We start from the raw sequence: 22,033 nt of genomic DNA on the forward strand, positions 1-22,033 counted from the left end.
GGCGCTGGTCTGCTCGGTCATGACGCCTCCGTCGGCTTGATCAACTGCGTAGTGCGCTCGCTAAGGCGCACCCGGGCCACGCCCGCACCGGTGGCGTCGGTACGGAACGTCCGTCCCGAGGTCCCGATCTGGTATTCGCGACTGGGCGCCAGCCGCTCGAACGCCAACTCGAACTCACCAGCTCCGGCGGTGGGTTCTAGCGTGAGGCAGAGAACGTCGTCCCGGCCATTGGCGTAGGTGACCAGAACGTCCGGGTACGGCGCGGAAGCGAGAATGGGACCGCCATACCGCGGGATCCGCGCACACAGAAAGTCGTCCTGTTTGTACAGTCGCGACCAGCGGGCTTTCGCTGCCGTCGTATTCGCGGCGAGGCTGGCGTGGAACGGCCGATCCGCATCGGGGCCTAGGAAGTTTGCGGCATCCATACCGCGGACGGCGGCGTCGGCGATGTCGTCCTCACCGTAGAGGCGCGCGAGCTCGCCGATACCGGCGTACACCACGGTGTTGTTCGGCGGATAACCAGTTTTCTCCATCGGCGACCACGCGCCCGAGAGGAAGTGGTTGACGCTCGGCGAGCGGGAGAGCAGCCGCGCGAGCCGACCGCTGGAGGCACCGGGCCGTTGGGCCGGCGGCAATGTCAGCACGTCGTCGGTGATCGGCAGTTTCGCGAACACCGCCGGATTGTCTCCGATGAGGTAGAGCCTCGCGGCGATCTCCGGCGACATCGTGCGACCCAACCCGACGATGAATTGGTTGCCGTCCATGAACATTGGCGATGTGCCATCGTTCCAGGTCAGTGAGCCGACATTCACGCCGAGGAACGAATTGAAGTGCCCGTAGTAGTCGCCGTTCGGTTTCATCCACTCGTGATCGAGCGCATCGAGGTAGCGCTGTGAGACCGTGTCCCACTCATCGGTGCCGTGCACCGCGGAGAATCCGCGCACCCCGGCGGCGCCCATCTGATTACACACCGAGTAGATCTGGTGTGGCTCGCATGGCCACCACGACATCGGGGATTCGGCGTACGCGGCGGCACAGTGCCGAGCAATCTCCGGGTAACTGTAAGACCAGGAACGCCCGTCCTCCCAGGTGAACGTGAGCGAGTCCGGCTCGTCGTAACTCAGGTCGCCGGTCGCGGCCTCATAGTGCGCGATGTGCTTGGCCAGGAACCCGCCGAACATGACGTTCTGAAACTTTGCGCCGACGACCGGGTCGGGGCTGCGGCGGAAGTTACCCATGAACTCCTCGCCGTACCAGTAACCCCAAACAGCCATCTCCTGAGCCTTGTCGATGACGTTGCGTTGCGCCTGACCGAGCAGTCCGGGATAGGCGGGTGCGTAATTCGCCTGGAAGTAGGCGAGCGCGTACCCGACCTCGTTGACTTGGTAGCGCAGCGCCGATGCCTCGACGGCGTCCTCGCCCCAATCCCACCCGTCGAACTCGGCGCGAGGTTGCATGGAAATGCGCAGTAGCCAGCGGATCATGGTGGCATCGACGTCGTTCACCGGCAGCGGCGGCTGCATCCGCCCGCCGCGCTCGACGACCACCGCGATGGGGTCGAAGTCTTGTACGTGCGGCCGCGCGCTGGGCGGATCGAACGAGCGCACGACACGCTCCACGACGTCTGGACTGACGGCGGCCAACGCCGCGTTGCGCGCCTCGCGGCTTTGCAGCGCTCGAAGATGAGAGCGGCGCAGGTTGATCAGGTGGTGAACGACGTACAACCCGGCGCAGATCAGCACAATCGGGATTGCCCACGGCCACGTCGTTCCGGGGTGCGTGCCGAGGCGGGGTCCGTCCGCGAGTGCAACCGATCCGATGACGGAGGCCGCGTACACCGCGATGAGGTGGATCATCGAGCCGAACCCGATCCACAGGTTCCAGCTCAGCCAGAACAGCACCCACGTCAGCACGAACAAGATCGGCCACGCGTCATAAAGGAATCCGGCACCTGGCACCAGCAGCGCGATGCCGCCGGCGTCGGTCCATCGCGTGTTGCCGAACAGGATGAGGCTCAGCGCGATCACAGTTACCGCGAGCACGGCCAACGCGAACCGTTTGGTGTAATGGCGCCGCGCCGGACCCCAGCGTGGTACCTCGGGGATCCGCTGGATGGCGGCACGGTCACGTATCAGGCTCCCGGCGGGCGCCGCGGCCGGCACAGGGCTCGAGTCCGAGGGCGGCCGCGACCGCGTGGATACCAGCTGATCAACCACGAGCTACTCCCTTGCCTATGTCCGGCACTTCAGCCCCACAACCGCTTGCGGCGACGAGCCCAGTGGATGGCCACGGCGTACCAGGCAAGCAACGCGATCGTGCCGAACCCGAGCGCGACGAGCCACAGGACGTTCGCCGGAGTTGTGCCTACGTCGTAAGTGCTGGCGAAGATCGCGAATGCGATGGCTAGAACGCCGCTGACGAGGGTGGTGATCCAAGCCGCGCCGGGCTTCGGTGTTCTGATGCTGGGCTCCATGGCCTGGCGGTACTTCGTTGTCACGACAGCAATCCCGTCACCGTGGCGCTTCGCATGAAGGGAAGCGCTTTGCGTGATTGAATCACTCGCGCCAAAACGCGCGCAATACTTCGTCGATCTGCAGAAGACAAGCGCTCGCACCGGTGGATTCCTTGGTAGCGCTGGATTCCGGGTACAAACCGCGCGAATCTGTGAGGAGATTGGCGTTCCTGCCTTAGACGTGACGAGGCCCGATGGCCGCGGCACCGCGAATGCCTGTAATGCCTCAAGGGCGGTGTGAGCGCGGCCGATAACCTGGGTCCATGACGTTTCAGTTGCCTACGGACATACCCATCAATGCGTGGATTGCCCAGCGCACCGCGCAGTCGCTGGCCGCCGGGAGCGACGGCGTCGACAGGCTGAAACGTGAGCCGGGCGGCGCCATCGACGTCCTGCGCGGGTGGAACGAGGTGTCAATCGCATTGGGCGGTGCCGGCGCAATCGCTGAGACGCTGTCCGAGATGCACCCTGACCCCGTCGTCCGGCAGGCTGCCGATCAGGCCATCCAAGAGATCGCCACGTTCTCCACCGATCTGGAACTTGATCGCGATCTGTACGAGGTCTTCGCAGCGGCCGACGAGTCCACGCTCGATGCTAATGGCGTGCGCCTGCTGCGGAAGATCCGTCAAGACTTCACCCGGGCCGGCGTCGACAAGGACGAGGCGACGCGCGAACGTATCCGCGCAATCAACGAGCGGATGGTCGTGCTCAGCCAAGACTTTGGCCGCAATCTGCGTGAGGACGTCCGCAGTATTCGCGTAGCTCCGGCCGTCCTGGAGGGTCTCCCGTCGGATTGGGTCGCGGCGCACCCCGCAGACGACGACGGCTTCGTCACGGTCACGACCGACTACCCAGACGTCGTTCCCTTTAGTTCCTTCTGCGCGGACGCGGATGCGCGCCGTGCGCTTCGCGTGGAGTTCCTGAACCGTGGCTGGCCGCAGAACGACGCCTTGCTACAAGAGCTGTTCGCGCTGCGTCGTGAATACGCCGCGTTGGTCGGCTATGACTCGTGGGCCGACTACACCGCAGAGACCAAGATGATCGGCAATGGCGTAGCTATCCTGCAGTTCATCGACAGGATTGCAGATGCGGCGCGCGAGTCCGGTGAGCGTGACCGCGCCATTGTGCTGGAACGGCTGCGCCAGGACCGCCCCGAAGCGAGCACCGTGGACGCGGCCGACCTCGCCTATTACTCCGAACTCGTCCGCAAGGAGCAACTCGACGTCGATGCGCAGTTGGTGCGCACGTACTTCGACTTCGAGAAGGTGCGCGCCGGACTGCTGGAGGTCACCGGCAGACTATTCGGGCTGCGCTACCAACCGATCGAGGCGAGCACCTGGCACGAAGATGTTGCGTCGTACGACGTGTTTTTTGCTGATACCGACGCTCAGGTAGGTCGGATCCACCTCGATCTGCATCCCCGCGAGGGTAAGTACAAGCATGCCGCTCAGTTCACCTTGGTCGAGGGAATCGTCGGCCGCCAGCTCCCGGAGGGCGTGCTGGCCTGCAACTTCAGTCGGGGACTCATGGAGCACGACGACGTCGTGACGCTGTTCCACGAGTTCGGCCACCTGGTGCACCACATCGTCGGCGGACACACCCCATGGCACCGGTTCTCCGGCGTCGCGACCGAATGGGATTTCGTCGAAGCGCCCAGTCAATTGCTCGAAGAGTGGGCCTGGGACGCCAGCGTCCTGCAGAGCTTCGCGACCAACGCCACCGGCCAACCCATCCCGACCGACCTCGTCGCGGCCATGCGTAAAGCGGAGGATTTCGGTAAGGGTCTGCATGCCCGAACGCAGATGTTCTACGCCGCCATGTCGTACTGGTTCCACGTCGAGGAGTACGACGACCTGACGGCTCGGCTGCGTGAGCTGCAAGAGCAGTACAGCCTGCTGCCGTACATCGATGACACGCATATGCACGCGTCATTCGGACATTTGGACGGCTACTCCTCGGGGTATTACACCTACATGTGGTCGCTGGTTATCGCGAAGGACCTGTTCAGCGCTTTCGACACCGCGGACTTGTTCGAGCCAACCGTGGCGCGACGTTACCGAGAGCAGATTCTGGCCGCCGGCGGCACTCGAGATGCCGCCGACCTGGTGACTGCGTTCCTCGGTCGCCCGTCGTCATTCGCGGCGTTCGAGGCGTGGCTAGCGCTGTAGCGACGTACGACGGGCTGCTAGGACGTTCGGCAGCCGCTCAGGGTTTGGTGATTAGCGGCGGAATACTGCTGAGATCCGGCGGTGGCGCCGGATTCGGGATGATCATCGACGCGCCGCTGGCTTCGTCAACGACGAGTCGACAGTCGAGACCGAACACGTCCGAAATCAGGTCCGCGGTCAACACCTCTGCCGGTGGGCCGTGAGAAATCACTGTGCCCGCGCGCATCACGACGAGGTCGTCTGCGTAGTGCGCTGCCTGCTGTAGGTCATGCAGTACGGCGATCACGGTGCGCCCCTGCGCGCGGACCATTTCGCGCACGAGTTCTAATAGCGAGTGTTGATGCGCTATGTCGAGGAAGGTTGTCGGCTCGTCAAGCAGCACCACCTCGGTCTGCTGCGCCAGCACCATCGCTACCCACACGCGCTGGCGCTGCCCTCCGGAAAGGTCATCGACAAGTCGATCACCGAGATCGGTCATCTCGGTTGCGGCGAGCGCCCCTTCGACGGCGTCGTGATCAGCCGAACTCCATTGCTTCAACAGGCTCTGGTGTGGGTAACGCCCGCGAGCGACGAGGTCACGCACAGTGATGCCCGACGGTGCGTGCGCGGTCTGTGGGAGGAGCGCGAGCCGCTTCGCGAAGCCGCGGGCGTTCAGCCCGCGCGCGTTCACGCCGTCCAGCGTGATTTCGCCGTGCGAGGGGTGAAGCAGACGGATCATCGTGCGCAGCAGCGTCGATTTACCGCAGCCGTTCGGCCCGACGATCGCGGTGAACCGACCTGGCGCGATATCCAGGGTCATGTCGGGAATGATCTGATTGCCGTCGAGCGTCACGCGCAGGTCGTGCGCGCTGAGTCTGGCCGCGTGATCGATCGGGATCATGATTTCCGAGCCTCCTTCGCCAGTAATAACACGAGGTAGATGCCGCCTATCGTGGTGGTAACCACGCCGACCGGCAGTTGGATGGGATCGAACGTGCGTTGCGCGAGAACATCGGCGACGAGCAGCAGCGCGGCGCCAGTAAGCGCGGTCGGGAACGGCGTGACCTGTGGTGATCGAGTGATCCGGCGCGCGAGGTGAGGAGCGGCGAGCGCGACGAAAGAAATTGGGCCGGCGATCGCGGTTGATACCGCGGTGAGCCCGACCGCGACCGCCAGCAGCAGCGGTCGCGTCACGGATAGCCGCAATCCGAGTCCGGCGGCGGCATCATCGCCGAGGTCGAGCGCTTGCAGTCTGCGAGTCAGTGCAACCGAGCCTGCGACGAGGACGACCAGGGCGATGCCGGCGGGCGCGACCTGAATCCACCGCAGTCCGTTGAGGTCGCCAGCACCCCACGTGGCTGCGGCCATCGACAGGTCGAGATCGGCCGCACCGATCAGCCAGCGATTCACGGCCGCGAGCATCGCGGACACGCCAAGCCCGACGAGCACCATGCGTAATCCCGCAGAACCGGAGCGCTGCGAAAGCAGATAGACCGCGCCGGCCGCGACGATGCCCCCGGCCAAGGACGCGCCCGCGATGGGGGCGAAACCGGTGGCGCCGCCGTACATCGCCAGCAGCACGCCGGTATACGCGCCGGTGTTGAAACCGATCACATCGGGGGACCCGAGTGGGTTGCGGGTCAGCGACTGAAAGATCGCGCCGGACAGCGCCAGCGCTCCACCGATCACGATCGCGGCGACGATCCGGGACAGTCGCCACTGAAGTACTACGGTGGCTGGAAATCCGTCGAGCCCACCGAAGAGCACAGCTAGCGCGTCTGCCGAGGTGAGACCTGCGCCGGGCTGAATGAGCGCTCCGAAACCGACGAGTAGTACCACGAGTAGCAGGATCGTGCCGACCGCGACGCTGCGTCGATGTAGACGCAGGCTGACCGGCCCGACACTGACTGGATGAAACACCGGTCGCGAGGGTTTCGTGGAGGTCATAGCGCCGCCACCCTCCGTCGCCGCGCGATCGCGATCAGGAATGGCGCGCCGACGAAGGCGACGACTATCCCGGCGGGTAGTTCGCCGGGAAGTAGGACTCGGCCGAGTACGTCGGCGCCGATGAGCGTGATCGGTGCAATGACCGCCGACAGTACGATTACCCAGCGATTGTCGGGACCGCTGATCCGGCGAGCGAGATGTGGAACCATCAGCCCGAGGAAGATGATGACACCGGCGGTCGCAGCGACGGAGCCGGCCAGCAGCGTAACAGCGGCGACGGCTAGAATGCGCGTGGTGCGGACTGACGCCCCCAGGGAGGTGGCGGCCTCCTCACCGAGCGCGATCGCGTTGAGCCCCCGCGCGCATAATGCGGCGAGCACGAGACCGGTTAGTACGAATCCGCTGATCTGCCAGGTAGGCGTCAGTGTGCCGACGTCCACGATGCCGAGATTCCAGGTGCGCAAGCGATCAAAGGCCTGCGGGTTGAGAAGGGCTAGGCCTTGGCCGATACCTTCCAGGACGGCAGAGAGTGCGACGCCAGCGAGCACGAGTCGTGCCGGATCGGCGCCGGTGCGACTACGGCCGATGAGATACACGCTGACAGAGGCGACTAATGCTCCGAAGAACGCGAACCAGATGTAGCCGAGAAGTGGCTGGATACCGAAGATCCCGACAGCGAGTACGACGCAGAACGCCGCCCCGGCGTTGACGCCGAGCACACCCGGATCGGCAAGCGGATTACGGGTGAGTCCCTGAATTACTGCTCCGGCGACCCCGACGGCAATCCCGGCAACCAGCGCGAGCACGGTGCGGGGGATTCGGCCATCCCAGATCGGGGTGTGGTCTGGATTGGTCAAGTCGCGTTGAAATACGGCCTCGAGCACGGTCCCAGGAGAAAGCGCTCTGGCGCCGATCATCAGACTGAGTACCATGACCGCCAACAGGAGGGCGACGAGGCCGCAGAGCCAAAAGAAGAGACGACCGTGTGAGGTCGTCGGCTTTTGCATGCGCGAGAGGTTATCACGAGCAAAATTAGGCTAACCTAACCGCTATGAATTCAAGGAAGCGCAGCGGTCGGCTGCTCCTACCGACCCTTCTCGCACTCGCTTTGTTCGTGAGCGGATGCGCCGGCGGATCGGACGACGCCGACGCGAATAACAATGCCGGCACCGGGAACGACAAGGTGGCCACCGGCGGCGAGGAGTTCGCAGACGCGGACGCGGAGACCGCCAAACTCGGCTCGGATGCCGCGCCCGGCGAGTTCCCGCGCACCGTGACGCACTCAATGGGGGAGACCGAGATCCAGGAGAAACCCGAACGCGTCGTCGTCCTGGACACCGGCGAGTTGGACGACGTCCTCACGCTGGGCATCATGCCTGTTGGACTCGTAACGACTGAGGGTGCCGATCCCATTGCGCCGTACCTTGCCGACCAGGCAGAGGGCATCGAGTCTGTCGGCACAGTCAACTCGCTCAACTTGGAAAAGATCGCCGAACTGCAGCCCGACCTGATTCTGGGCTCGCAACTTCGCGCGGACAAGCTCTACGAACAGCTCTCGCAGATCGCGCCGACCGTGTTCTCGATCCGCCCGGGATTCCCGTGGAAAGAGAACTTCACTCTGGTCGCCGATGCACTGGGTGAGGAAGAGGGCGCCGAAGCTGCGCTCGCCGACTACGACGCCAAGGTAGAGGAAGTGAAGGCCGCCATTGACGGCGACCCGACCGTCTCCCTCGTCCGTTGGATGCCGGACAAACTGCGGATCTATGGCGACAAGTCGTTCATCGGCGTGATTCTGAACGACATTGGCCTCGCGCGCCCGGACAACCAGCAGATCGACGAACTTGCCATTGAGATTTCCCCAGAGAACATCGCTGAGGCGGACGCCGACTACATCTTCTACAGCAGCTATGGCGATCCCGACGCAACCGGCGAGACTCAGGTCATAGAGGGTGCAGGTTGGAAGGCGCTCGATGGGGTCAAGAATGGGAAGGCGTTCCGTGTCGACGACGGCGTCTGGTTCCTGGGGCTCGGCCCGACAGGTGCCGACCTCGTCCTAGACCAGCTGAAGGATTACCTCAGCAAGTAGCGCGATAGCCACATATCTGCGGTGTTCGCACACGTGATCGTCACCGGCTATCGCGTGTACGGGCACTGCAGATCTATCTATGGATGAGATTTCATCTCGCGATCGACGAAGACTTCCCATCCGTGCGGTTAACTCGGCGTATGAACAACGCGCTGGAATCCGAAGAAGAACGGCCCGATCAGTTCGGTCTACCACGCGGGATCATCATCCTGCTTGGCCTCGCGTCCGTAGTGGTCGTGGTATTCGGCATGCGTGCGGTCGCCGATATCCTCGCGCCGATCTTCTTGGCGCTGGCGTTGACGATCACCGTGTATCCGATGCGCGTCTGGCTTCAGCGGTACGGGGTCCCCTCCTGGCTGGCCACGCTGCTGGTCGTCGTCGGGGTCTATCTGTTGCTCGTGGTGCTGGTTTTCGCGTTCGTCCTCGGCGTCACCCGGCTTGCGGAACTGTTGCCTGACTACGCCGCGCAGTTCTCCAGCACGCTCGACGACATCACGACGTGGGTCGGGGGTTTTGGCGTTGGCAGCGATGAAATCCAGGAGGTGTTGGCTAACGTCGATTACGGCTCGCTCGTCGGCATCGTCGGGGACATCGTCAACGGACTTTTGGGCATCCTGTCGGACCTGATTTTCATCATTGCCCTCCTGCTCTTCATGGGAATTGACAGCGCCAAGTTCACCACTCGGATGGAGCGGGTACGTGGTGGCCGGGAGCAGGCGCTCACTGCGCTGGGCGCGTTCGCCACAGGCACGCGCAAGTATTTCGCCGTCTCGACCATCTTCGGCGCCATCGTCGCGGTCCTCGACTGGCTCGCCTTGGTGATCCTCGACGTCCCGGCGGCGCTGCTGTGGGGCATCTTGGCGTTCATCACCAACTACATCCCGAATATTGGGTTCATCATCGGGTTGGTGCCGCCGGCATTACTGGCGCTACTGGCGCACGGTCCGGGGACGATGATCGCGGTCATCATCATCTACATTCTGCTGAACTTCATCATCCAGAGTGTGATTCAGCCGAAGTACATGGGCGACTCGGTCGGCCTGACCACGACCGTGACCTTCCTGTCGCTGATCTTCTGGACCTTTGTGCTCGGCCCGCTGGGCTCGATTCTGTCGGTGCCGATGACTCTGCTGGTCAAGGCAACCCTGGTGGACTTCGACCCGCGGAGTCAGTGGCTGCAACTGTTCCTGGGCGATCCGCCCGATCACGCCGCGCGCCGGCGGCGCCGACGCGGCACCGGGGTGCGACGAGTGGTGGTGCTGATGCGCCGTCGGCCGAGCGCTGCGGGGGAGATGGACGTCGAGAGCGCCGAGCCCCGTTCGACACAGCAGGGCGAGACCTGAGCCGCCGGTTACCGCTGGGGTCGGAATCGTTAGGTTTTGGTGGCCGAAACTCGTTAACCCACGTTTAATGTCATATGACCCACATCTCATTAAGGAGTGACTCCGTGTCCCAGCCGTTGTACCCGGGATCGATCGCCGAAACCCCCGACATCCAGCAGGCGCGATCCTGGGCGTTCAGCGCCCACTTGACCCGAATGGCGCGCAAGCAGCCCAACAACATCGCGTTCAAGTGTGATGACGAGACGCTGACTTACGGCGAGTTGGATCATAAGGTCACCCGGTTGGCTAATGCGCTGCGCGGACGGGGCATTGAGCGCGGCGATCGTGTCGCAACGATCAGCATGAACAACCTTGAGCACGTGATCACGTTCTGGGCCGCGTGGCGTCTGGGTGCTGTCGTCGTTCCGATGAACTTCCGACTTGCCCCGCCAGAGCTCACGTATCTGATCACCGATTCCGGTGCGAAGGCTGTCGTCGTGGACGCCGCTTTCGACAACCTTGAGCAGGCGGCGCGTGACGCGGTCGCCGTGCGCCTGGTCATCGGCGGAGAGCCGTCCGACGGCGCCGAAGACTTCACGGCCTTCCTGGAGTCCGGCAGCGACGTACACGAATACGTGCACGTTGAGGAGAACGAACTCTGCACCATCATGTACACCTCGGGCACCACCGGTCTGCCCAAGGGCGCGATGCTGAGCTACAGCAACTTGCTCGCGCAGGTACACAACATCATCGCGATCTTCAAACTCACCGGTCCGGACGAAGTGAATCTGTGCGGAGTCCCGCTGTTCCACATCGCCGGTATCGGTGGACTACTACCGAACTTCCGCCTCGGTGGACGGACGATCGTCCAGCGCCTCGGCGCGTTCGATCCGCAGGCAACCCTGGAGTTGATCCGCGACGAAGGGGTGACCCAGGCGTTCCTGGTCCCGACGCAATGGCAGGCGGTGTGCGCCCTGCCGCCGTTGGACCCGCCGATCACGACGCTGCGGCGGATCTCCTGGGGCGCGGCGCCGACGACCATCGGCATCCTCGAGGGAATGGAACGCACCTTCGGCGGCATCGAGAATATCGCCGTATTCGGGCAATCGGAGATGTCGCCGGTCACCTGCTCACTGGACGCCAAGGATGCGATCCGCAAGATCGGCTCGGTCGGCCTGCCGATTCCTGGAGTCGAGGCGCGTGTCGTGGACGCATCGGGGAACGACGTTGCCCAGGGGGAGGTGGGGGAGATCGTCTACCGCGGTCCGAACATGATGCTGGGCTACTGGAACCGCCCCGAAGCGACTGCTGAGGCGTTCGCCGGCGGTTGGTTCCATTCCGGCGACCTCGTCCGGCAGGACGAAGAGGGTTTCGTGTACGTCGTTGACCGGCTCAAGGACATGCTGATCTCCGGTGGTGAAAACATTTATTGCGCCGAGGTCGAAGCTGCCGTCCAATCGCATCCTGACGTGCTGGAAGCCGCCGTGATCGGCCGCCCGCATGAGAAGTGGGGTGAGATTCCGATCGTGATCGTTGCCGCGAACCCGGGTGCGACTCTTACCGAGCAAGACGTTCTCGACCATGTCAGCGACAAACTCGCACGCTACAAGCAGCCGAAGGGCGTGCATTTCGTCGATGCGCTGCCGCGCAACGCTTCGGGTAAGGTCACCAAACCCGACCTACGTAAGGAATTCGGTAAGTAGTAGTTGCCGGCGCGCGCCGTAATCGCGACGTGCGCCGGCTCCTGTAATCAATATCGAGAAACGGGAGGGTCTCATGGACGGCCTCATGCAGCGCGTACCGCTGAGCATCGTCGACATCTTCGAGCATGCCGAGCGGATGCACTCACACAAAGAGATCATCACGCGCGGACCCTCGCCGAGCCGCTACACGTACGGGGACTGGGCGCAACGAGTGCGCCAACTCGGGACCGCGCTGGACCAGCTAGGGCTCAGCGCGGATGCGCGAGTCGGCACGTTCTGCTGGAATCACGCGCAACACCTCGAACTGTACTTCGCGGCGCCATGTAGTGGACGTGTACTGCACACGTTGAACATCCGCCTGTTCCCCGAACAGTTGGAATACATCATCAACCACGCCGACGACGAGGTCATCTTCGCCGACCGCTCGTTGCTCCCACTCTTGCTTCCGATCCTGGAAAAGACGCCGGGGGTCCGTCAGGTCGTAGTCATCGACGACGGATCCGGACCGGAAATAGTGGACGGCGAAAAGTTCCTCGACTACGAGCAGCTGATCGCGGGACGCGAGCCTGCCCAGTTCACGATCGAGGACGAAAATCAGGCCGCGGCGATGTGTTACACCTCCGGTACAACAGGGAATCCGAAGGGCGTGGTGTACTCGCACCGATCGACGTACCTGCACGCGATGTTGATGACGTCCACCGTCACGATCTCTCTCGCTGAGGACGATCGACCTCTGGTGATCGTGCCGATGTTTCACGCCAACGCGTGGGGTATGCCGTACGCGGCGCCGCTTTGTGGCGCGTCGTTGGTATTCCCCGCATCTGACATGTCGCCAGCCGCGAACGCGCAGACCATTCAGGACGAGAAGGTCACCATCGCGATGGGTGTGCCCACGATTTGGCAGGGGCTGCTGCCAATCCTCGAGCAATACGACTTGTCGTCGCTGCGAGCGCTGTGCGCCGGTGGCTCAGCCGTGCCTCGCGGGCTGATCAAGGAGTATCGCGACCGCGCGAATCTGCATATATACCAAGGATGGGGAATGACCGAGACCTCGCCCATTGGCAGCATGGGGAGAGCTGGGTCCTCTGAGCAGGCCCTGGATCCTGACGCGCAGTTGGACCTCGCGGCCACCGGCGGGTACATCGTCCCGGGGGTCACGGCGCGCATCGTCGAACCAGATACCGAGAACGTGCAGCCCTGGGATGACGAAGCAACCGGCGAGTTGCAGATCAAAGGTGCATGGATCGCCTCGGAGTACTACAAGCCGGAAAAGCCAGGGCTCAGCACCGCGGGTGGGTGGATGCGGACCGGGGATATAGCAGCGATTGGGCCGCGAGGAGTGCTGCGGATCGTCGACCGAACCAAGGATCTGGTGAAGTCGGGTGGTGAGTGGATTTCGTCCGTCGACGTCGAGAATATTCTGATGGCGCATCCCGACATCAAGGAGGCGGCGATCGTTGGCGTTCCGCACCCAAAGTGGACCGAGCGCCCGCTCGCGTGCGTCGTGCTGAAGGACGGCGTCGAAGCGACGGAGGCGAAGAAACAAGAGATTCTAGAGTTCTTGGCGCCACAGATCGCGAAGTGGTGGCTGCCTGATGCTCTTGAGTTCATTGACGAAGTGCCGAAAACCAGCGTAGGGAAGTTCTCCAAGAAGGATCTGCGGCAGCGCTATGCCGACTATGCGCTGCCCGGTTCCGAGGCATGATGCAGCGTAAACGAATCCTGAATAGTGTCGCCCGCCGTGACGAGGCCGCTTACGCGGCGCTCGCCAGCCGCGGTGGGAGCGGCGCCGATCGAGTGTGGCGCGGGCTATCGCGCGCGGCGGACTACTCGATGATCTGGATCGGCGCTGCGGCTGCGATGCATACCCTCGGTGGACGTCGAAGCCGTCGAGCGGCCGCGCGCGGACTCGCCACCGTGGCTGTCACCAGCTTGATCACGAACCAAGGGGCGAAGCGACTCAATCATCGCGCTCGGCCCGATAGCGGGCTGATTCCGTTGCGTAGGCGGGCATTACGGATGCCGACCTCGGCGTCCTTCCCGTCCGGGCATTCGGCGAGCGCGGCAGCGTTCGCGACCTCGGTCGCCACGGAGAATCTTCCGCTCGGGGCAGCCGTCGGCGTTCTCGCCGGCGCTGTGGGAATCTCGCGCGTGGGCTCTGGGGCGCACTTTCCCAGCGATGTGGTGGCCGGATTTGCGCTCGGCACCGGGATCGCGTTACTGGGAGCCAAGATCGTGCCACCGGTCCTCCCGCTGCCGAACCCCGATGATCACCCGCCGGTCGAGGACGCGCCCGCGCTGGCCCGTGGCGCCGGGCTCACCGTGATCGCCAACGAAGGATCTGGCGTCGACAAACCTTCAATCGTGCAGGACATCCGTGACGGCCTGCCCGAGGCAAAGATCATGACGCTCGGCGAGGATGACGACTTGATCGAACTGGCCGAGCGGGCCATCGTCGACGGCGCGAAGGTGCTTGGCGTCTGCGGTGGCGATGGCACGGTCGTGGCGCTCGCGAGCGTGGCGATCAAGCACGACGTGCCGCTGGCGGTGTTTCCCGGCGGGACGTTCAATCACTTCGCGAAGGATGTCCGGCTACCGGAGGTTGCCGACACCGTCCGCGCCCTCGAGGCGGGAACCGTAACGCGTGTCGACGTCGCAACTCTTAACGACGACATCTTCTTGAATACCGCGAGCATCGGTACCTACCCGGAGTTCGTCACCGAGCGTGAGTCCCTCGAACCGAGGTACGGAAAGCGCGTGGCTGCGCTTATCGCGGCGACGCGGCTGATGCGGGCGAAACCGCGCACTCGGCTCGTGATCGATGGTGAGGAGATCCCGGCGTTGCTGTTCTTCGTCGGCAATTCGCAATACGAGCCGAGGGATTTCGCGCCGGCGATGCGTCCACGTCTGGACGACGGGAAGCTAGACGTGCGGGTGTTGGTGCATCACGGGCGCCTACTCACCGCACGCCTGTTATGGGCCACCCTGACCGGCACTTTGGAGCGTTCGCGTGCATACCGGCACATGAGCCCGAGTGAACTTGACGTGCGGATCCTCGAGTCGGAGGTCCTGATCTCCCGGGACGGGGAGGTAGACGCTCCAGTTGAGCGGGTGCGCTTCGGCGTGCGGCCACGGGCCCTGCGGGTCTACCAGCCGGCCGACACCACCTTCTAATCGCGGGACGCCGCGGAGTCAGTGCCGAGCGCTCTAGTCTGCTGCTACGTCGCGCGTTGCGCGCCGACGTAGCAGCAGGGCGATCAGCAGACCGATCGCCAGCAGGGTGATGGTGCTGATCGCGAGCGCGTCCCACCCGCCGTACTGCCACGCGATCCCGGCCAGGGTGCCGAACACCGACGAGCCGAGATAGTAGGTGAACAGGTATAGCGCGGACGCCGACCCCGTCGAGCGGCCAACCGCATGCGCGCGCGTCGAGACCCAACCAGCCGCGATGCCGTGTACGACGAAGAAACCGATCGTCAGTACAGCCATGCCCACCACGAACGTCCACAACGGCGCCAACATAGTGATCAATACGCCGATCATCGCGATCGCGAATCCGATCGGGACCAGCCGTGGTCGACCGATACGCTGCTCGAACCGTCCGGCAACGATCGAACTCACCGAACCGATCGGGTATACCAAGAACACCAATCCGGCGATGCCTGCAGGCAGAAGGTACGGTGCTGATTCCAGGCGATACCCGGTGATGTTGAAGACGGCAACGAACGCGCCCATGCTCAGCCCGCCGATCGCATACAACCCAACCAATACCGGCTCGCGCAGCGCGCCCATGAATGCCGACAGGGAGGACCGGACGCTGCTAGGAGCGGGATGGAAGTTTCGGGATTCCGGCAGTGCGAGCAGCACCACCGCAGCGCACAGCAAGCCGTAGGCGCCGGTGCCCAGCAGCGCCCAATGCCACCCGCCAGCCTGGCTCAACCCGCCGGAGACCAAGCGGCCGGTCATCCCGCCGAGCGCGGTGCCGCCGACGTAGAGACCGGCGGCGCGGGCAAGCGATGCCGGATGGACTTCCTCCCGCAAATAGGCCATCGCGACTGCCGGAAACCCGGCTAGAGCTAGCCCGGTGAGGGCGCGCAGCACTAACAGCCATCCCCAGGACCCGGCAGCGGCGGTCGCGGCGGTGATGACCGCGGCCCCGACGAGCGCGGTCCGCATCACCGTCGTGCGACCGATGACTTCGGAAAGTTGTCCGGCGATCAGCATCCCCACCGCCAGAGCAATGGTCGTCACGCTGACCGACAAGGCGGCCGATGCCGCTGACAGGTCGAACTCGCGGGAGAACGACGGCAGCATCGCCTGAGGCGCATACAGCAGACCAAATGACGCGAATGATCCGGCAAACAGCGCGATCGAGACCCGGCGAAATCCGGGTTCGCCGTGCCGGTAACCGGAAAACGTCATGGTGGGAGACTAGTAAGCGATGCTCACCACCTCGCGAAGGAGGCGCCCACCGATGACCGCGCTCGCCACGGCTCGCACGCTGCTGTTCGTCCCCGGTAACAAACCGGCCCTGTTCGGTAAGGCCGCTGGATCAGGCGCCGATTGTTATATCGCCGACCTCGAGGACGCCGTGGCACCCGCGGACAAGGAGCAGGCCCGATCCGCCGCCTTGGACGGGCTCGCTGGCACGCCCGGGCTCATCCGCATCAATGCCGCCGGGACCGCCTGGCATGACGACGACCTGCAGGCGATTGCCCTCGCGCCGGGCGTGCAGGGCGTCATGCTGCCGATGGCCGAAGATGTGGACGCCGTCCGTCGGGTGTCCGATCGGTTGGCAGGCATCCCGTTGGTGCTGCTCGTGGAGACCGCTCGCGGCATCCGCGATGCGGGCATGCTCGCACAGGTTCCCGGGGTCACTCGGCTGGCATTCGGCAACCTTGATTTCGCCTTGGACGCGGGGATTGAGCCGCGGACGGATGACGAAGACGAGTTGCTGTACGCCCGTTCGGCGCTGACCCTCGCGGCGCGCGCCGCTGGCTTGCCGGGCCCCGTCGACGGCGTACTTGGGGATTTCAAGAACACCGATCTCCTGCGGCGGCGTACGACGCGGGCATGGGACCTCGGCTTCCGCGGCAAGTTGTGTATCCACCCGTCGCAGGTAGCCGTGGTGCACGACGCGGTCCGTCCGTCGGAGGACGAGGTTGCCTGGGCGAGCCGGATCGTCGACGGTGCCGGTGATCTGGATGGCGCTGCGGTTCAGGTGGACGGTGAAATGGTCGATCGCCCGGTGCTGTTGAAGGCGCAGGACCTGCTCGCGCGCGCCGTCGTCTGATGACTCGGGTGTCCGTGCGCGGTGACACGCCACCGTTCCACGTCATGGAGATCCTGAAGGCGGTCGCCGTACGGCAGAAGACGCATGGCGATGTCTGTCTGCTGTGCGTGGGACAGCCGTCAACTCCCGCGCCCGAGGCCGCGCTGGAGCGCGCGAGGCACGCGATGTGCTCGGAGGTGCTCGGCTACACCGAAGCGGTCGGAAATCTTGAACTGCGCGAGGCGATCTGCCAGCACTATCGGGACTGGTACGGCGTCGACGTACTCCCGACGCAGGTCGTGCTGACGACCGGATCATCTGCGGCGTTCACCGCGATCTTCCTCGCGGCCTTTGACGTCGGCGACCGGGTCGTCGTGACTCGTCCGGGGTATCCGGCGTACCGGAATTCGTTGGCTGCGTTGGGATGTGAGGTCATTGACCTGGACTGCGGACCCGAGACCCGGTTCCAGCCAACGGTGGCCATGCTCGAAGCGTTACCGCATAAACCAGCCGGTCTCGTGTTGGCCAGCCCCGCGAATCCGACCGGCACGGTCGTTCCGGCCGAAGATCTCGCCGACATCTCTCGGTGGTGCGCCGAGAACGACTGCCTGTTGATCAGCGACGAGATATATCACGGGATCAGCTATGGCGTCTCAGCCCGGACCGCCTGGGAGTTCGGCGATTCCGCGGCAGTCATCGGTTCATTCTCGAAGTACTTCTCGATGACCGGATGGCGCCTTGGCTGGGCAATCCTGCCCAACGAACTGTTGCGCCCAGTCGAACTACTGCTGGGAAATCTCAACCTTTGCCCGCCGGCGATCTCGCAGGCGGCCGCACTCGGGGTGTTCACGACCTCGGCGGAGGCCGAGTTACGTGGACACGTGCGGCGGTACGCCGCCAACCGCGACCTCGTAGTCTCGCGGCTGCCGGACATCGGTGTACACGACGCGACGGCGCCAGATGGAGCGTTCTATGCGTATGCGGATATATCCCACCTCGCTGACGATTCGCTGACCTGGTGTCGTGATGTTCTCGCCGCTACCGGAGTGGCGATCACGCCCGGAATCGACTTCGCCGCAATCGGGATAGGCGATCCGGCCTTGGACGGCAACCGGTTTGTGCGGTTCTCGTTTGCCGGCGAGGGCGCCGAGATCACCGAGGCTTTCGACCGGCTCACCAACTACGTCACCGGTGCGTGATTGCGTGCGGCCTCGGCATTAGGCCGCGGATCGATGTGCACTGAGAACAGCTTCGCCGGGACTGGAGGCTGCGTGTCTTCGGTGTCGGCCGCGGCGGTGCTCAACGCGTGACTGGGTTCTCGATACGATGAGGCACGTGCTGCCGCCTTCTGCTGACGAACAAGAGAACTTGAGCCCGTCGGACGTGATCACTGCTGATACCGGACTGACGTCGGCGCAGGTTGCCGAGCGTACGGCGCAAGGTCTGACGAACGCGGTTGACAGTAGTTCGTCGCGAAGTATCTGGGAAATCGTTAAGGCGAACGTCTTCACCCGGTTCAATGCGATCCTTGGCGCACTGTTTGTGCTGATTCTGATCACTGGTTCGTTCGCGGACGGGCTGTTCGGCCTCGTTCTCGTGGTGAACTCCGGGATCGGGATAGTCCAGGAGTACCTCGCGAAACGCAAACTCGATCGCCTCGCGCTGCTGAACGCGCCCATCACCAAGGTGGTCCGTGACGGCGTAGTGCTGGAAATCCCTACCGCCGAAGTGGTCCAGGACGATCTGGTCGAGCTTCGCACCGGCGATCAGGTGCCCGCCGACGGTGCGCTCCTGAGTTCCGACGGCTTGGAGCTGGATGAATCAAACCTCACCGGAGAATCTGACGCTGTCCCAAAAGCGGTCGGCGATGAGGTCCGCTCCGGTACAGCGGTAGTCGCAGGCGCCGGCCGGTTCGTCGCGTCGGCCGTAGGCCCGAACGCCTACGCCAACAAGATCGCCGCGGAGGCGCGCGTGTTCACCCGCGCCCGCAGCGAAATTCAGGATTCGGTCAACCAGTTACTGAAGTACATCACCTGGGTGATCGTGATTGCGCTGCCGCTGCAGATCTTTTCGCAGGCGCGGGTGGTCGGCGATCAAGGTTGGCGCGAGGTAGTGATCCGCTCGACCGGTGGACTGGTCGGATTGGTTCCGGAGGGCCTCGTCCTGCTGACGTCGGTTGCGTTTCTACTCGCCGCGGTTCAACTGACACGGCAACAGGTGCTGGTCCAGGAACTGCCCGCTGTCGAGGGACTCGCCAGGGTTGACGTGGTCTGCTTGGACAAGACCGGCACCCTCACCGTCGGAGACATTCAGTACGAAGACGTGCACGCCCTTGATGACACGACGGACGAGGAGATTCGCTCCGCGCTCGGTGCGCTCGCAGATGATGCGAACGCAAACGGCACGCTGAAGGCGGTCTCCGATGCGATCGGTCCGCCCGAGGGGTGGACCCGCTCGGCAACCGTGCCGTTCAATTCGGCGCGTAAGTGGAGTGCCGCATCGTTCAGCGGGCGCCTAACCTGGGTTCTCGGCGCGCCGGATGTGCTGCTGGCCGAGGACTCGCCAATCCGCGACCGAGTCACCGAACTCGCCCGTACCGGCCGACGGGTACTGCTGCTGGCCAGCAGCGCCGCGGCCGTGTTGGAGTCTCCCGAACTTCCGGACGACTTGCGGCCCCGCGCGCTGGTGACGTTGACCGAGCAGGTGCGGCCGGACGCCGCAGAGACGTTGCAGTATTTCGCCGATCAGGGCGTGACGTGCAAGGTCATTTCCGGGGACAACCCGCAGACGGTGGCCGCGATCGCCAAGACCGTGGGGCTTGAGGTCGATCTGGAGACCCTGGACGGGGTCGTTGACGCGCGCACTATCGGTACCGACCCCGATGAACTGCGCGAGATCGCGGATCGTACGACGGTGTTCGGACGGGTGTCGCCCGAGCAGAAGCGTGCGTTGGTGCAGGCATTGCAAGCCGACGGGCACGTGGTTGCGATGACCGGCGACGGAGTGAACGACGCGCTCGCGCTCAAGGACGCCGATATCGGCGTCGCGATGGGAAACGGCGCGCAGGCAACGAAATCAATCGCCCAACTCGTACTGCTCGACGGCCGGTTCTCGCACTTGCCCTCGGTGCTGGCCGAGGGGCGCCGGGTCATCGGCAACGTGGAACGCGTGGCGAACCTTTTCGTCGCGAAGAACGTGATGAGCCTGATCGCGATCCTCTCTGCAGCGGCGTTCGCGATGCCGTTCCCGTTCTTGCCGCGGCATCTGACCCTGGTGAGTGCAGTGACGATCGGAATTCCCGCATTCTTCCTCGCGCTCGGACCGAACAAGCGTCGATACGTACCAGGGTTCTTAAAACGCGTCCTGAGGTTCGCCGTGCCTGCCGGCGCGGTCGCCGGACTGGTAGTGCTCGCGTCGTACCTGTGGGCGAGTCAGTCGTACGGCGTACCAACCGGAGAGTTTGGCGAGCGGTGCGCGGTCACCGCTGATGCTGGCGGCATCACGCATATCGCCTGCTGGCAACCGGGCGCCGCAGCAACGGTGTCGCTATTGGTGGTGTTCTTCTGGATCTTGGTGGTGCTCGCTCGGCCATTCCGGGTATGGAAGGCGGCGTTGATCATCGCGATGATCGTGCTAGCAACACTGGCGTTCGCTATCCCGTTCGGTCGGGAATTCTTCAACTTCGACCTGCCGGCGGCGCTGTTCTGGCAGTCGCTGCTCGTGGGCCTACTCGGAGCTGTAGCCATCGAGATCATTTACCGGACGGCGCGCGATATGCGCGCCGCGGCCAACGCCTAGCGCCCTCGAATGGTGGGATGAGCATTGCGCCACCTACGACGGTGCGCGAGGCTTGGGCTACTCGAATCATCTCCCGTTCGAAGAACGCGAAGGAGCCCGCTATGGACCTGGGAATCGCTGGTAAGACGGCGCTGGTGTGCGCCTCGACCGCAGGGCTGGGTGCAGCGACCGGACGCGCGCTCGCTGCCGAAGGGGTGCGGGTCGTCTTCAGCGGACGTCGCAAAGAGTTGGCGACGCAGCAGGCCGAGCAGTACGCCGGCTGTGTGGGGATCGAGGCCGATCTGTCGACAGTCGAAGGCGCCAAGAACCTCGTGGAGGAAGCTGAAGCCGCTGTAGGCCAGATCGACATCCTGGTGCTGAACGGCCCGGGGCCGCGACCGGGCACCGCGACCTCCGTCGACACCGAGGATCTGCATCACGCGTTCGAGTCGCTGATGGTCGTCCAGCACGCGCTGGTCGAGGACTGCCTGCCGCACATGCGCGATCAAAAGTGGGGTCGAGTGCTGTCCATCGCCAGCAGCGGCGTAGTCGCACCGATCACCAGTCTCGCGCTGTCCAGCGTCGGGCGGATGGCACTTGCCGGTTACCTGAAGGCGCTCGCCAACGAGGTGTCCAAGGACGGCGTAACAGTGAATATGCTGCTGCCGGGGCGCATAGCGACCGACCGACTCAACTCCCTGGACGCCAAGCGCGCCGAAACGACCGGCATGACGCTCGAGGAGATCCAGCGTGAGGTTGCGCGGACCATTCCAGTCGGTCGATCCGGCGAACCCGACGAGTACGGCGCGGTCGCGGCGTTTCTGTGCAGCCAGCTCGCGTCGTACGTGACCGGCTCCGCCATCCGTTGCGACGGCGGGGCACACTCCGCGCTCTAATCCGAAAAGTTCCTCGCTCTGCCCCCTGTCTGAGGGGCGCAAGTTGGTGCTACTCTGGACGACGCACTTCGCAAGGGGTGCACATGGAAACTGAATCAGTGCGGCGCGGGTCACAGAACAAGTTCTTGCCAGCGCAGAACTCACCGAGTAGAGTTCATCAGGTTGCTCCCGACAGGGAGTAAACGGAAAACTTAAGCGGTAAGTGGCGCGGGACACAGCGAAAGCGGTTGACGGCGCGAAACACACTGAGTAATGTTTTCCGGGTTGCCTCCGGGGCCTGCTGGTTGTGGGTTGTGGGTGTGCGTCCGATCTTTGAGAACTCAACAGCGTACTTGAAAGTCAGTGCCAATTTTTTTATTGTCCTCGGGCAT

Annotated in this window: 16 protein-coding genes; 10 read left to right on the forward strand and 6 right to left on the reverse strand. The window is 64.0% G+C overall.

Translation table 11 applies throughout. The annotated features are described in order from the left end of the window. Window positions 1–17 precede the first annotated feature (17 nt). Together E1H16_RS13135 and E1H16_RS13140 are read right to left on the reverse strand one after the other, a co-directional pair. A complete protein-coding gene (locus E1H16_RS13135) occupies window positions 18–2,216 on the reverse strand; it encodes a linalool dehydratase/isomerase domain-containing protein (protein ID WP_134324322.1) in 2,199 nt (732 codons plus the stop codon). Window positions 2,217–2,245: 29 nt separating this feature from the next. Beyond that, window positions 2,246–2,497, reverse strand: coding sequence for a hypothetical protein (locus E1H16_RS13140; protein ID WP_134324323.1), 252 nt, complete (start codon window positions 2,495–2,497; stop codon window positions 2,246–2,248). A 278-nt stretch (window positions 2,498–2,775) separates the two neighbouring features. On the opposite strand from E1H16_RS13140, the gene E1H16_RS13145 reads away from it, so the two are divergent. Continuing rightward, window positions 2,776–4,680 carry a M3 family metallopeptidase gene (locus tag E1H16_RS13145; RefSeq protein ID WP_134324324.1) on the forward strand — a complete coding sequence of 635 codons (1,905 nt, stop codon included), beginning with the start codon at window positions 2,776–2,778 and terminating at the stop codon, window positions 4,678–4,680. Between the two features lie 37 nt (window positions 4,681–4,717). Here E1H16_RS13145 and E1H16_RS13150 read toward each other — a convergent pair whose 3' ends face one another. Genes E1H16_RS13150 through E1H16_RS13160 form a run of 3 tightly spaced genes read right to left on the reverse strand, consistent with a single transcriptional unit; the run spans window position 4,718 to window position 7,613 of the window. Then, complete coding sequence (locus E1H16_RS13150) at window positions 4,718–5,560, reverse strand: ABC transporter ATP-binding protein (protein WP_134324325.1); 843 nt, start codon at window positions 5,558–5,560, stop codon at window positions 4,718–4,720. Further along, window positions 5,557–6,606 carry a FecCD family ABC transporter permease gene (locus E1H16_RS13155; protein ID WP_134324326.1) on the reverse strand — a complete coding sequence of 350 codons (1,050 nt, stop codon included), beginning with the start codon at window positions 6,604–6,606 and terminating at the stop codon, window positions 5,557–5,559. Before E1H16_RS13155 ends, E1H16_RS13150 begins: the two co-directional genes overlap by 4 nt. Continuing rightward, complete coding sequence (locus E1H16_RS13160) at window positions 6,603–7,613, reverse strand: FecCD family ABC transporter permease (protein ID WP_134324327.1); 1,011 nt, start codon at window positions 7,611–7,613, stop codon at window positions 6,603–6,605. Before E1H16_RS13160 ends, E1H16_RS13155 begins: the two co-directional genes overlap by 4 nt. Window positions 7,614–7,657: 44 nt before the next feature. Between E1H16_RS13160 and E1H16_RS13165 the strand changes: the two genes are divergently transcribed. The 5 genes from E1H16_RS13165 (at window position 7,658) to E1H16_RS13185 (ending at window position 14,891) form a co-directional block, all read left to right on the forward strand. Further along, complete coding sequence (locus tag E1H16_RS13165; protein ID WP_134324328.1) at window positions 7,658–8,692, forward strand: ABC transporter substrate-binding protein; 1,035 nt, start codon at window positions 7,658–7,660, stop codon at window positions 8,690–8,692. Between the two features lie 140 nt (window positions 8,693–8,832). Further along, complete coding sequence (locus E1H16_RS13170; protein ID WP_166741760.1) at window positions 8,833–10,035, forward strand: AI-2E family transporter; 1,203 nt, start codon at window positions 8,833–8,835, stop codon at window positions 10,033–10,035. 104 nt (window positions 10,036–10,139) lie between these two features. Further along, a complete protein-coding gene (locus E1H16_RS13175) occupies window positions 10,140–11,717 on the forward strand; it encodes a long-chain-fatty-acid--CoA ligase (RefSeq protein ID WP_243837851.1) in 1,578 nt (525 codons plus the stop codon). A gap of 73 nt (window positions 11,718–11,790) precedes the next feature. After that, window positions 11,791–13,422, forward strand: coding sequence for a long-chain fatty acid--CoA ligase (locus tag E1H16_RS13180; protein WP_134324331.1), 1,632 nt, complete (start codon window positions 11,791–11,793; stop codon window positions 13,420–13,422). Beyond that, window positions 13,419–14,891: a bifunctional phosphatase PAP2/diacylglycerol kinase family protein gene (locus tag E1H16_RS13185; RefSeq protein ID WP_134324332.1), complete on the forward strand. Its 1,473-nt coding sequence runs from the start codon at window positions 13,419–13,421 to the stop codon at window positions 14,889–14,891. Before E1H16_RS13180 ends, E1H16_RS13185 begins: the two co-directional genes overlap by 4 nt. Before the next feature lie 33 nt (window positions 14,892–14,924). Here E1H16_RS13185 and E1H16_RS13190 read toward each other — a convergent pair whose 3' ends face one another. After that, a complete protein-coding gene (locus tag E1H16_RS13190; protein ID WP_134324333.1) occupies window positions 14,925–16,139 on the reverse strand; it encodes an MFS transporter in 1,215 nt (404 codons plus the stop codon). 52 nt (window positions 16,140–16,191) lie between these two features. Between E1H16_RS13190 and E1H16_RS13195 the strand changes: the two genes are divergently transcribed. The 4 genes from E1H16_RS13195 (at window position 16,192) to E1H16_RS13210 (ending at window position 21,662) form a co-directional block, all read left to right on the forward strand. Next, window positions 16,192–17,010, forward strand: a complete 819-nt coding sequence (locus E1H16_RS13195; protein WP_134324334.1) for an HpcH/HpaI aldolase/citrate lyase family protein — start codon at window positions 16,192–16,194, stop codon at window positions 17,008–17,010. Next, window positions 17,010–18,188, forward strand: coding sequence for a pyridoxal phosphate-dependent aminotransferase (locus E1H16_RS13200; RefSeq protein WP_134324335.1), 1,179 nt, complete (start codon window positions 17,010–17,012; stop codon window positions 18,186–18,188). Before E1H16_RS13195 ends, E1H16_RS13200 begins: the two co-directional genes overlap by 1 nt. 136 nt (window positions 18,189–18,324) lie before the next feature. Continuing rightward, window positions 18,325–20,787, forward strand: coding sequence for an HAD-IC family P-type ATPase (locus E1H16_RS13205; RefSeq protein WP_208379048.1), 2,463 nt, complete (start codon window positions 18,325–18,327; stop codon window positions 20,785–20,787). A gap of 17 nt (window positions 20,788–20,804) precedes the next feature. Next, window positions 20,805–21,662, forward strand: a complete 858-nt coding sequence (locus tag E1H16_RS13210; RefSeq protein ID WP_208379049.1) for an SDR family oxidoreductase — start codon at window positions 20,805–20,807, stop codon at window positions 21,660–21,662. Window positions 21,663–22,033 lie beyond the last annotated feature (371 nt).

Origin of the sequence: Cumulibacter soli (genome assembly GCF_004382795.1) — a bacterium.
Classification (GTDB): domain Bacteria; phylum Actinomycetota; class Actinomycetes; order Mycobacteriales; family Antricoccaceae; genus Cumulibacter; species Cumulibacter soli.